This window comes from uncultured Thiocystis sp. (genome assembly GCF_903866365.1).
Lineage (GTDB): Bacteria > Pseudomonadota > Gammaproteobacteria > Chromatiales > Chromatiaceae > Chromatium.
The window spans coordinates 1-12452 of the sequence record NZ_CAIPNF010000056.1; the positions used below are offsets into that span (position 1 = coordinate 1).

A 12452-nucleotide genomic window follows, 5' to 3' on the forward strand; every position below is an offset into this window, starting at 1 on the left:
CAAAAACCACCAATATCCACTTCCATTGGGAGCATAGTAAATGAAAATTTATCGCATTCAATAAAAAATAATATAAAATTCAGTTTATTACACGGTATTTAAAGGTAACAAAGTAGAACTAAGGTTAAGCGTCGGCTCGGTGGTTCGATGGGTTTCGTGACCGATGACCTTTAGTGCGAATCCGAGAGATCAGCGCGCGGTCACTCTACCCATCCTACGCGGGATACACGGTTATGCATTCGTTCGATGTTCCAGAACTCGTTTGACCATTTCTGGCAACTCGATATTGACAAACATGGATGCTTCGTAGAGATAGCCGTCAGACTCTGATTGGTCTTCGTCAATAATGCGAACCATCTTGTGCGCGGCGGCATCCATATCCGGAAGTACGGGATAAACCTTGCCTAATATCAGGCTTGCGAGATTGTCTTCATTGTTGATACAGATGACAAAATCACTCATCGGATAAACCTCTTGATCTTGTGTCAAATGTCGTCAACTTCTTTCCTACCCCCGCTCTACTTCCCCATGCTTCGCATACTCAATCCGAATCGCTTCCATCGCCTGATCGACTTCCTTGCGGAATTCCTGAATCTGATCGAGCTGATCGCTGGTATACATGGATTTGATCCGGCGCATCTTGGCGAGCAGCGGGAGTCGCTGTAACTCGGTGACCGGGACGCCGAGCTTGATCAGGGCCTCGCCGCGTTTATAGATGGTGATCGCCAGATCAAGCAGGGCGTATTGCTTGGCGGGCGAACAGAAGGTGTCGATCTCGTCCAGGGCGCTTTGCTGCAAGACGCCTTCTTTGACCAGCGAGGCGCCTTCCAGCTCCCAGCGCTGGGCGCTGGAGAGCGCCTCGGGGCCGACCAGGTTGACGATGCGCGACAGCTCGGCGTCGCGCGCGAGCAGGGCGAGCGCGGTGCCGCGGCGTTTCTCCCAGTCCGGGTCGATTTCCTTGTGCCACCACTGCGCGGCGGTGTGGACATGGCTCGAAAAGCTGGTCACCCAGTCGATCGACGGGTAATGACGGGCGTCGGCGAGTTCCTTGGACAGTGCCCAGAAGGTTTCGATGATGTCCTTGGTGTGGCTGGTGACGGGCTCGGAGAAGTCGCCGCCGGGCGGGGAGACCGCGCCGATCAGGGTGACCGAGCCAGTGCCGGAGTCGTAGGTTTCCACCCGTCCGGCGCGTTCGTAGATGGCGGCGAGGCGCGAGGCGAGATAGGCGGGATAGCCTTCCTCGACCGGCATCTGACCGAGCCGGCCAGAGACCTCGCGCAGCGCCTCGGCCCAGCGGCTGGTGGAGTCGGCCAGCATCACCACGTCATAACCCATGTCGCGGTAATACTCGGCCATGGTCATGCCGACATAGACCGATGCCTCGCGCGCGACCACCGGCATGTTGGAGGTGTTGGCGACCAACAGGGTGCGCTCCATGAGCTTGCGCCCGGAGTAGGGGTCGTCGAGTTCGGGGAAGGTTTCGAGCACGTCGACCAGCTCGTTGCCGCGCTCGCCGCAGCCGACATAGACGACGATGTCGGCATTGGACCAACGCGCGATCTGCTGCTGGACCACGGTCTTGCCGGCGCCGAAGGGTCCGGGCACCGCGCCCTTGCCGCCCTTGATCTGGGGAAAAAAGGTGTCGATGACGCGCTGTCCGGTGATCAGCGGCGACACGGCGTCGTCGCGGCGCAGATAGGGGCGCGGTTTGCGCACCGGCCAGCGCTGGTACATGCTAAGTCGATGACTGATGCCCTTATGATCGCGCACGCGGGCGATGGTCGATTCGATGTCATAGTCTCCCGCGGGCGCGATCTCCACCAGATCGCCCGAGACGCCGGGTGGGACCATGATCCGGTGCAGCACGGTCAGGGTTTCCTGCACGGTGCCGAGCACGGTTCCGGGTCCGACCTTAGCGCCGGCTTCCAGCGCCTTGTTGGGCTCGAATTCCCATTCCTTGGCGCGATCGAGCGCCGGGACGCTGATGCCGCGACGGATGTAGTCGCCGGATTCCAGCGCGATCTTCGACAGCGGACGTTGCACGCCGTCGAAGATGCCGCCCATGAGTCCGGGGCCAAGTTCCACCGACAGCGGCCAGCCGAGTCCGACCGCCGGCTCGCCGGGTCGCACGCCGTCGGTGGATTCGTAGGTCTGCACGATCGCCTGCTGACCGCGCAGCGAGATGACCTCGCCGAAGAGTCCGAGTTCGCCGATCTTGACCTGTTCGCCGCTACGCACGCCGGGCAGGTCGATGGTCACGATGGGGCCGTTGATGTCGCGGATGACGCCGACTCTCGAACCGCCCGAAGAAGTGGTTTCGCTCATCAAAAATTCCTCTGGTTGAAACCTCGCCCTTGAGGGCGACATCCTCTATTCTTTCTTCACTACCGCAGGGCTTGCGGGATGTGAAGTCTGTGGAGAGGGCGTCAGACCAAGCGGAGAAGTCTCCAATTGGCACTCTCGGCGAAACAGAAACGCCCGACCGCGAGGTCGAGAATCCGCCTCCTTTAGGAGGAGGAGAAGTCAACCGGTAAAGAGGTTGCCGGTCTCGAATCCGCCCGGCAGCAGGCGCTCCAGGATGGTTTGCTGAATCCGGGGCTGGAGTCGCGCAAGCCGTCCCTCGAACGTCTGGTCGACGCGGATGCGCCGATCCTGGCTGGCGATCAGCACGCCGCCGAGCGTGTCGATGGCCTCGGCGACGGGGGCGAGGATGGCGGTCTTGCCCGGCGGCAGCGCCTCGACGATTTGCGCCCAGCGCGTATTGAGCTGGCGCTGATCCGGAGCGTTGGCCGAGACGAGCAACTCCGGCGACTCGATGAGTTCGGCCGCCTCGACGATCCGCTGGTCGATCCAGGCACGATAGGTCGGTTCATCCGCCATGAAGGTCCGCATCCGCTCGGCCAGCATGCGTTCTACATCCTGCACCAGATTCCAGCGCACACGGTCGAGATGGGTCTGCAGCTTCAACTCGCTGGCCTGTACACGTTGACGGAAGGTGCGTTCGGCCAGCGACTTGGCGATGGCCTCTTCGCGTGACTCGCGCAGCCTCAGACGTTCGGCCGCCTCGCGCAGAATGTTGTCGCGGCTGCGTCCGGCGCGTTCGCGGAATTCGCTCGCCAGTCGCTCCGCGCGGGCCAGGATGGCCCGCTCCAGCTCTTCTACCTGATTCACGATGCCTCTCGCTCCCCGGTTTGACCGGATTGTAGGGTGGCGGCGCCAAACAGCGCGGCGAGGCGCGCGGCCACCTCGCTCGTTAGTTTGGGTGGCGCGTTGAGCGCGGGAACGGCGATGACGACGATCCGACCACCCTCGCGTCGTACCCGCCTGAGATTGGGGATGTCCTGACTCATCACGGCCTCGTCAACCACCACGAACGCCTTCTCTCGCTGCCGTTGCAGGTCGCGCAGGATGCGGTCAACGTCCAGTGGGTCAGGGTTTGGGTAGGTCTCAAAACCGATCAGGCGAAAACCGTCGGCAAGGCGATCCTCGCCGAGAAACAGCATGCGGGTCGGGTTGCCTGGTTCTTGCTCGATGCTCATCGCGAGACGATCAACCGAGCCGGTTGAGCAACAGAATACTCATAACCAGACCGTAGATCGCGATGCCTTCGGCCAAGCCAAGGAAAATCAGGGTGCGGCCCAGGGCTTCAGGGCGTTCCATGACGGCGGCCAGCGAGGCGGCGCCAATGGGACCGACTGCGATCCCCGCGCCGATGGTGGACAGGCCGGTCGGGATGCCAACGCCGAGAATCGCGAGGCCCATGCCGATCGACATCTCGGGGGCAACGGTGGTCACGGCCTCGGCTTGGGCCATGGCGTCCGAGACACCCATGAAGAGAAGCCCGAGTTGGGCGCCGACAAAGGCGATCAGCTGAGTCCCCATCGCGGGCCGATACCAGGAGCGAATGCGGGTAGCGAGTGCGGGACGGAATTCTAGCGCAATGCCAGAGACGATGAGACCGAGGATAGCCAGGGACATGAGTGCGACGAGCCAATACATGGGATGCTCCGTTAGAGTTGTCAGTTGTCAGGTGATTGCGGTCAGGAAGACACCGATTCCCGCCGCAGACGCAGGGGCAGGAAGGCGTGTCCATCGCCCGAGAAGTAGCGCGAGAAGCCTTCATAATACTGAAGACGCATGACCTGGATCATGACGATTCCGCCTTCGAGAACCAGAATGAAGACATTGCCGAGGATGACGGTCACAACATGCCCGAAACTCCCCATCATGCCAGCCAGGGTAAAGATGGCGAGCGAGAGCGCGACATGGTTCAGACTGAAGGCGGAGACGCGCAGGAAGGAGAGCGTGTTCGACAGATAGACGATGACGGTGTCGAGTGTCTCGATGGCGACGACCAGTGCCTTCTCGCCGGTGGGCGCGGTCAGGTGGTGCCATTGAAAGGCCGCGAGCGTGAGCAGTGAGCCAATGACCAGCAGGGCGGGCAGCATCCCGAACGAGCCGGTCGTGGCGAGACCGAAACCGCCCCAGAGAAAGGCCAGATAGAATAGCAGATTGACCAGGCCATGCCGCTCGAAGACCGCCCCCATCGGATCGCCGATCGCGAGTCGGTTGTAAATCCCGAGCAGACAGGCGATCACGATGAAGCCAATGCCCCAGCCAAGCGCGACCTCCAGCATCAGGATCGGATCGTGCAGCGGGGACATCCATAGCGCCGGCAGGATCTCCTCATAGCCGAACACGCTACCGAACAGCAGGCCAAAGATCATCGAAGAGATGCCCGCGAAGACGCCAAAAAGATAGAACTTTGGGAGTTTGTTGCGCGCCCAGAGGGCGGCGAGGGCGATCACGGCGCCGTGCCCAAGGTCGCCGAACATCATGCCGAACATCAACAGAAAGGTCACCGCGAACAGCGGGGTTGGGTCGACTTCGCCATAGGCGGGAATGCCGTACTGGTTGACCAGCAGGGCGAACGGGGCGAGCAGACGACTTTTGATCGGCACCGTGGGGACCAGCTTGCGCTCGTCGGGCCGCGGATCGCGGCTGGTGAGATCGAAGGGGAGGGTCAATGTCTCGCGCAGACCCTGCTCCAGATGCCCGACGGCGCGGGCTGGCACCCAACCCGCCAGATGCGCGAGATGTCCGGCGCTCCGCAGCGAGGCATCCAGGGTGACCAGCGGTTCGGCCAGCATCAGGGTGTGACGGGCCGCCAGCAGCCGGTCGCGAAAGGGTTCGCCCCAGTGGTTCAGGGTGTCCTGGAGCGACTGGCGTTGTTCGGCGATGGCGAGGCGCTGGTTCGCGAAATCCTGTTGTAGCTCTGCGGGCTTGCGATCGAGTTCGAGCGGAATGGGCAGCGTCTGGAAGCTGGCGGCGGCGAGCACCGGCGCGAGCGCCGATTCCTTGTCGCCGGCGGGTCCGACGATCACGACATGAGCATGGTCGCCCTGCTGCATGTAGACATAGAGAATATGGCCCGCAAGGCTGGCGGCACCCTCCAGTTGGCGCAGATTTTCGCGCGGTACCAGACCGACATGGAATTCGAGGAAGCGCGTCTTGTTGCGCAGCATGCCGAGATCGATGTTCAGATGGGTGAAATTCTCCAGCGCGGCCTGCTGCTCCCTAACCAGTCGTTCCGTGTCGTCCAGGCGGTGAAAGTCCTCCTCGTAACTGGATGTTTCATCCCACAGACCACCCAGCCAGACGTTCAGCGCACTGAGTTCGTCAAAGTCGACCACGCGCACGGCGTCGATGTCGGGCGCTGTCTCCAGCGGGATGAGTCGGGTAATCTTGGCGAACCGGGAGTTGGCCTGGCTGAAGGTCTCGCGATAATCACGGCCAGGCAGGGCGTCGAGCCGGGACTCCGTCGGGAGGCGGGTATCCGGATGGAAGCTCTCGGTTTCGGCGAGAGCCATTGACGCCCGCGGCAGATCCTCGGTCAGGACCAGCAGACGGACGTGTTTCATCGGCATGGGCATCAACATGACTGGATCGCTCGCTCGGACTGTGGTGAACGCTGGTGCGCGCGCAGGAATGTCATTGGGTCAGGCGGCGCGCGCTTCGGCGTAGCTCGGTTGAGTCAGTTCGAGCGCGGCCTTGATGGTCGCGTCCGGAAACTGTAGCAGGCGCCCCCGCACGACCGCGAACAGCATGAGCAGGTCCGACTCGCGGAGCATCAGATAGGCAAGGGCGCGCGCCACGGCCGATTGGCTGCGCGAGAGGATCCCGCGCGTCTCAAGCTGGGTGTAGTGGCCGATGCGCTGTTGTACCTCGCCGATGGATTTGCTATCCGCAAGCAGAGAGTTGAGCGGTGCTGGCAGCGCTTCCAGGATTCGCTCGAAGGTGTCGAGATTGACCAGATGCAGGAGCCGCTCACGGGTGAGCAGGCGCGTTGAGGGCACCAGTTGGTAGTACGTTTCGGAGGCCGAGAGCTGATAGGTAAAGCGGAAACGCAACAGCCACATGAGCGCGACGCGGTCGAGTTCCGCGCCCATCAGACGCCGCAGCGAATCCAGGTGATGGTTATCCGACCCCATGATCTGACGGACGATGCCGGTGTAATAACGTTGATCGATTGCCGCCTCCAGGGCAAAGGGTTCGCGATGTTTTTCATAGACCTCGCGGGCCTGGCGGGCGATCTGGTGGTAGGGACCAGTCTCTAGCTGGCGCAACAGTTCCAGCGCGTTCTCGGCGCGTAACAATTCCAGGTGCGACAGGCGGATGGTGTTGGGCAGATCGAACAGGTGGTCGCGGAGATCCTGTTGATCCAGGTCGTAGAGCTTGCCACGGAGCAACGTCTTGAGATTGAAGAGCGCATATTTGCGGCCCCAAGCCAGCAACAACGAGCGTTCGGCGGCATTCATCGGCCGCGCCAGCACCTGCAATTCCGACATCAGGACCTGAAGCAGGCTTTGCTCGATGGCGCGCCCGCGCATCGCGGTGGAGGGTTGTTCGTCCAGGATGGCGGATAACCCGAACTGTTCCGCCAGCTCGACGAGCGTCATCCTCGGCAGTCGTTCGATCAGTTCCGGCGCGAACAGTCGCGTCGACATCACGGACACCCGCGTGTTCAGGTAGGCTTGCGCGGCGGCATTGCTCATGGCGTGGGTTCAATCTTCGGTTCAGGCGACAGGCCGAGAGGTGGTGTCACGGACGCTCGCGTGACCGGGCTAACGCTCGGGGCCGATCAGGGTCTGAAAGGCAGCTTCCATGGCGTCCTCCTCGCGCTGTTCGGCCTGATCGCGGAGCTGATTGTGACGTTCGTCGTAGCGGCGGCGCAGCTCGGCGATGTTCTGTTCAGCCCGTTCCTCGGCCTTGGCGATGAAGGACCGATGAAGATCGGGGATGCGCGCGGTGAAGCGGTCGTTATCGGCCTTGGCGTCGGCCATGGCCTGCTGAATGGTGTGTTCCTGTTCTTCTTCCGCCTGTTTGGCGAGCCGTTCGGCCCGCATCTCGGCGTCGAGCAGTCGTTTGAGGGTGTCGTCCATTGGATAGGTTCAATGTCAGCGGTATGGGGCGATACCTTACGCGAAGTTGGGAAAAATTGCGCGGGGGATAGACCGCGTCCGGCGTAGGGTTTGGTTGTTGCGTGAATCCACAAGCCTTGGACGTTGGCGCGGCTTAAGGCGATTTCCGGGAATAATCATACCCAGATTGCATCCGTTCGTGGCAGCATCGAATCCGTTCGTGGCGAGTCCTGAGCTTGTCGAAGGGTCGAAGATGAACGGAAAATCGGCAAAGTTTTTCCCGGAAATCGCCTAACCTTGACGTGAATGGTGACTTCATCGCCGCTGCACGCGATTCGCTCTGCTGCCATTGCCTGATCCCCCTGTCCGCCGTTGAGCCATCGGGTCAGTATCATTGATTCTCACATTTTTGCAAGGCAACACCCTGTTGGAGCGCCTGATAAAGACTGCCAAACAATGGCTTCACTCGTGTTCTTGCCACGGCGAGCATCCGTGAATGACGCAAAGGTGCGGCGGATTTCCTCTGTGATGTCAGCGAAACTCAGAACATTGGGGCCAAAAGGGACACTCAAAATCAGAATTCCAGGCAAGGGCGGTCAGGAACAGTAACGTGCCAGGGTCAAAATGAGAACTGCTGAGGCCAGCCCCGGCGGGCTGCGCGCGGGGCTGCTTTGTGGGTCGCACGGGTGACGAGCGGAGCGAATGGGGCGTGATCGCGACATTTTCGCCGCGATTCTTGGACTGCGCTCCGTTCGTCACCAGATAACCGACTGGACGCGATCGCCCGATCGCGCCCGGTCGTCAGCGACGAACCGTTCGCTGACTCAAACGATGCCTCAGCCGTTTAGGGTACAGTCATGTCCAGCTTTCTGATCGTCGGTGCCAGCAGCGGTATCGGTCAAGTACTCGCCCAGCGACTGGCACAGACTCACGCTGTCTGGACCGCCTCGCGGCAGCCAGCGTCGCCATCGACCGCCAGACATGTTGTCTGGGATGCAGCCACGGAACCCTTTCCCGCGAAAACCCTGCCGGACGACCTGGACGGGCTGGTCTATTGTCCCGGAAGCATTCGTCTGTCGCCCTTTCAGCGCCTGACGGACGAGGCCTTTCGTGACGATTTCGAGTTGAACCTCCTGGGCGCGGTGCGGGTCATTCGCGCCGCACTCCCCGCGCTCAAGGCCGCCCCGGCGTCCAGTATCGTGCTCTTCTCGACCGTGGCGGTCGGCGTCGGAATGCCCATGCATGCCTCGGTGGCCGCCGCTAAGGGCGCGGTCGAAGGTCTGACCCGTGCCCTGGCGGCGGAACTGGCGCCCGGCATCCGCGTGAATGCGATCGCGCCTTCCCTGACCGACACGCCGCTGGCGAGCGGTCTCCTGAAAACCGATCGGCAGCGTGAAGCCGCGGCGGAACGTCATCCGCTCGGACGGGTCGGGCAGGCCGGAGAATTGGCGGCGGCGGCAATGTATCTGCTGTCGACCGAGGCGAGTTGGATGACCGGCCAGATTCTGCGCCTGGACGGCGGCATGAGCCATGTGCGGCGCTTCGGATAACCGTGGCGCCATGACCGTCGGCTTCCGCCAGGATCGCGTCTCGCCAGTGCCACAGGCGCGGCACGCGGCTTGCGCTTTTCAGTCCGAGCGATCCCGTCATCCATCGATCCCGTCATGCAAGGTTGCCCAACGATGACATTCGCCTTCGACAACACCTACGCACGCTTGCCGGACCGCTTCTATGCCCGGCTTACGCCGATTCCCGTCGCGCGACCGGACATGGTCAAGCTCAACCTCGCGCTGGCCTCCCGGCTGGGGCTCAATCCGCGGGCGCTGCAATCGCCCGAGGGTCTGTCCGTGCTCGCGGGCAACCGCATCCCGGCGGGCGCCGAGCCGCTGGCCATGGCCTATGCCGGGCATCAGTTCGGGAATTTTGTTCCGCGGCTCGGCGACGGGCGTGCGATCCTTTTGGGCGAGATCGTCGATCCGGCGGGCGAGCGTTTCGACATCCAGCTCAAGGGCTCCGGGCGTACGCCCTTTTCGCGCGCGGGCGATGGGCGGGCGTGGCTTGGGCCTGTTCTGCGGGAGTACATCGTCAGCGAGGCCATGCATGCACTTGGCATCCCGACAACGCGCGCGCTCGCGGCGGTCGCGACCGGCGAGCCGGTCTATCGCGAGCGCGCGCTGCCGGGGGCGGTGCTGACCCGCGTGGCGCGCGGCCATGTGCGGGTGGGAACCTTCGAGTACTTCGCCGCGCGCCAGGACACCAGGCACTCAAGTGCCTCGCCGACTATGTCATCGCGCGGCATTTCCCCGAGGCGCGGGAGTCGGAGCGGCCTTACCGTGCGCTCCTCGATGCGATCGTCGAGCGACAGGCGGATCTCGTCGCCGATTGGCTGGGGGTCGGTTTCATTCACGGCGTGATGAATACTGATAATATGTCGATCGTTGGAGAAACGATCGACTATGGCCCCTGCGCCTTCATGGATACATTCCATCCAGGCACGGTCTACAGCTCGATCGACTATCGGGGGCGCTATGCCTATGGCAACCAGCCCGGGATTGCCCAGTGGAACCTCGCCCAACTCGCCCAGACCTTGCTGCCGCTCCTCGCGGAGGATGCTGAAAGCGCGCGCGAGGAAGCTCAGGCGGCGATCGACGCCTTTGGCCAACGCTTTGAACGCGCCTACGGCGAGCGCTTTCGGGCAAAACTGGGCTGCATGCAGTCGCATGAGGACGATGGGGATCTGATTGGCTCGCTGTTGCAGGCCATGGCCGACTCTGGCGCCGACTTCACTAATACCTTTCGCGCCTTGTGCGAGGCCGCCGCGGGAACGGACGAGCGGGTTCGATCACAGCTCGGGGCGGATGCTCGCATGGATGTCTGGCTCCGTCGCTGGCGTGCGCGACTCGCCCGCGAAGCGCTTGACCCGATCATGCGGGCGGCCCGCATGCGGAGCGTCAACCCGGCGGTCATCCCGAGAAATCACCGTGTCGCGGAGGCGCTCGACGCCGCGGTCGAGGGCGACTTGGGGCCGTTCGAAGCGCTGTTGAATGTGCTTGCCAAGCCCTGGGACGAGCGGCCGGAGAGCGCGTCTTACGCGCGGCCGCCGGAACCGCACGAGGTCGTACAGCAGACTTTCTGCGGAACCTGAGAGTGCGTGGCGCGCGATGGCCTCGACCGGGCGCACTACGCGCAGAGGCAATGCCAAATCGTTTGATTTCAAGAATATGCTGCCATGCCAGGAGTTGCGAACGTGGAGTTTTTGAGGGCCAATCTGGATCTGGGCGTGATGGGTCTGCTGGGATTCATGAGCTTTGTGATGATAACCTTCGTCATCGAACGCTATCTCTATTTCGCGCGTGTGGATCTGCGCGCCTTCGATGACCCCGACGACCTCGACCTGATGTTGACCCGCCATCTGACCGTGATCGCCACCATTGGCGCCAATGCACCCTATGTGGGCCTGCTCGGAACTGTCCTCGGGATCCTGATCGCCTTCCATGACATCGGGCAGGCGGGCGCCATCGAGACCGGCACCATGATGCTGGGACTGGCACTGGCGCTCAAGGCCACCGCGCTGGGTCTGGTGGTGGCCATCCCCTCGCTGGTCTTTTACAACGCGCTGTTGCGGCGCGCGGACGTGCTCAAGGCCCGCTGGCGCAAGGAGCGGCGCGGATGAAGCGCATGGATCAGATCAATGTGATCCCCTTCATCGACATCATGCTGGTGCTGCTCGCCATCGTCCTGACCACGGCGACCTTCATCGGCGAGGGGCGCCTGGAGATCCGTCTGCCGGAGTCGGCGAGCCAAACCGGTGCGGACATCCCCGCCGTCGAGATCGCCATCGACGCAGAGGGCGGACTCTTTCTCGATACCGAACCGCTCCCGATCGAGGCATTGGGCGCCCGACTCGCCGCCCTGGACCGCGCCACTCCGATCATGCTCCGGGTCGATGCCGCGACCCGTTTCGACCGCTTCGTCGCCGTGGTCGACCAACTCAAGGCCCGCCAACTCGACCGACTGACCATCCTTACGCGCAAATCATGAAGGGTCTGAATCGCTGCCGGCGCTGCGTCTGGCTCGGGTTGCTGTGCTCGGCGGTCATTCATGTGGCCATCGCCGCCGCCCTGTTGCGGATTGATGCGCCGACGTCGACCGCGTCGGCGGAGCGCATCGTGAATCTGGACCTCGCGCGGTTTGGCGCTGGCGAAGATGGCGAACCGGTTGGCCAGATGGCGGCGCTGCTTGAGCCAAAAACGGCGGTTGGGGCCTCCGATCCAGCTCTCGTCCAGGAACAGCCTTTCGAGCCAGAGCCGGAAGCCCGGAACGTGCTCGAGCCAGTAGCGCCTCCGCTCCCCGTCCAGCCGCCCCTACCGCTGGCGCCAGAAGCCACAACAAACGCCAAACTCGAATCGGGGACGAAGGCTCCCTCACGCCCCCCGGCAGCCGTCAAACCCAAGCCCAAGCCGGTCGCTAAATCGAAACCTCAGCTAAAATCCAAGCCGACCGTGAAACCGTCGGCAACGGCCGACAAACCGGCGCCGCCGACCTCCGCCGCGCGCTCGGGCGCGTCGCGCGACCCGCGTCCCGACTCCGGAGCGGCCTCCGGTACGGGACAGGCAGCACAGCCTTCCGGATCGGGGGGGAAAAGCGCCTCGGCGTCCAGGGACCGAGGGGAACAAGAGTATCTGACCGCCTTGCGACAGGCCATCGCACGCCATCAGCGCTATCCGATGGAGGCCCGGCGCCGTCAGCAAACCGGCATTGCGACGGTCGCCTTCGTGATCCGGTCGGATGGCCGCATCGACCGGATCCAACTCGCCGCGGGCTCCGGACAGCCGGCACTCGACCGCGCCGCGCTCGACACCCTGCGCCGACTCGGGCGTTTCAAGCCGATTCCAACCGCGCTCGGTCGCCAATCCTGGCCGTTGCGGGTGCCGATCCGTTTCGATCTGAAATAACCCGCAATCCCTTGAACCATCGTTGGGTATATCATTGGTTCAGCATTCGCTGAAAGACTGAATCACGAGGACGAGC

The 12452-nt window shown here is 62.8% G+C and carries 12 protein-coding genes and 1 pseudogene; 5 read left to right on the forward strand and 8 right to left on the reverse strand.

Features of this window, described 5'->3' with window-relative positions; translation table 11 throughout:
* Positions 1-231 precede the first annotated feature (231 nt).
* The 8 genes from QZY07_RS03365 to QZY07_RS03400 form a co-directional block, all read right to left on the reverse strand.
* A complete protein-coding gene (locus QZY07_RS03365) occupies positions 232-462 on the reverse strand; it encodes a hypothetical protein (RefSeq protein WP_295399724.1) in 231 nt (76 codons plus the stop codon).
* 45 nt (positions 463-507) lie between these two features.
* Positions 508-2325: a V-type ATP synthase subunit A gene (locus QZY07_RS03370; protein ID WP_295399726.1), complete on the reverse strand. Its 1818-nt coding sequence runs from the start codon at positions 2323-2325 to the stop codon at positions 508-510.
* A gap of 198 nt (positions 2326-2523) precedes the next feature.
* Positions 2524-3171: a V-type ATP synthase subunit E family protein gene (locus QZY07_RS03375; protein ID WP_295399728.1), complete on the reverse strand. Its 648-nt coding sequence runs from the start codon at positions 3169-3171 to the stop codon at positions 2524-2526.
* The gene (locus QZY07_RS03380; RefSeq protein WP_295399730.1) at positions 3168-3539 is read right to left on the reverse strand and encodes a V-type ATP synthase subunit F; all 372 of its coding nucleotides are present in this window, start codon (positions 3537-3539) and stop codon (positions 3168-3170) included. Before QZY07_RS03380 ends, QZY07_RS03375 begins: the two co-directional genes overlap by 4 nt.
* A gap of 10 nt (positions 3540-3549) precedes the next feature.
* Complete coding sequence (locus QZY07_RS03385; RefSeq protein ID WP_295399732.1) at positions 3550-3999, reverse strand: ATP synthase subunit C; 450 nt, start codon at positions 3997-3999, stop codon at positions 3550-3552.
* Positions 4000-4040: 41 nt separating this feature from the next.
* Entirely contained in the window at positions 4041-5921 is a 1881-nt protein-coding gene (locus tag QZY07_RS03390; RefSeq protein WP_295399734.1) for a V-type ATPase 116kDa subunit family protein, read from the reverse strand.
* 78 nt (positions 5922-5999) lie between these two features.
* Positions 6000-7055, reverse strand: coding sequence for a V-type ATPase subunit (locus QZY07_RS03395; RefSeq protein WP_295399736.1), 1056 nt, complete (start codon positions 7053-7055; stop codon positions 6000-6002).
* A gap of 69 nt (positions 7056-7124) precedes the next feature.
* Positions 7125-7442: an ATPase gene (locus tag QZY07_RS03400; RefSeq protein ID WP_295399738.1), complete on the reverse strand. Its 318-nt coding sequence runs from the start codon at positions 7440-7442 to the stop codon at positions 7125-7127.
* 836 nt (positions 7443-8278) lie between these two features.
* On the opposite strand from QZY07_RS03400, the gene QZY07_RS03405 reads away from it, so the two are divergent.
* From QZY07_RS03405 to QZY07_RS03425, 5 genes and pseudogenes are all read left to right on the forward strand, one after another.
* The gene (locus tag QZY07_RS03405; RefSeq protein WP_295399740.1) at positions 8279-8971 is read left to right on the forward strand and encodes an SDR family oxidoreductase; all 693 of its coding nucleotides are present in this window, start codon (positions 8279-8281) and stop codon (positions 8969-8971) included.
* Between the two features lie 132 nt (positions 8972-9103).
* Positions 9104-10566: pseudogene (locus tag QZY07_RS03410) on the forward strand (protein adenylyltransferase SelO).
* Between the two features lie 102 nt (positions 10567-10668).
* Entirely contained in the window at positions 10669-11094 is a 426-nt protein-coding gene (gene exbB / locus QZY07_RS03415; protein WP_295399742.1) for a TonB-system energizer ExbB, read from the forward strand.
* 5 nt (positions 11095-11099) lie between these two features.
* Positions 11100-11462, forward strand: a complete 363-nt coding sequence (locus tag QZY07_RS03420; protein WP_295399743.1) for a biopolymer transporter ExbD — start codon at positions 11100-11102, stop codon at positions 11460-11462.
* Positions 11459-12376: an energy transducer TonB gene (locus QZY07_RS03425; RefSeq protein WP_295399745.1), complete on the forward strand. Its 918-nt coding sequence runs from the start codon at positions 11459-11461 to the stop codon at positions 12374-12376. The genes QZY07_RS03420 and QZY07_RS03425 overlap by 4 nt, the downstream gene beginning before the upstream one ends.
* Positions 12377-12452 lie beyond the last annotated feature (76 nt).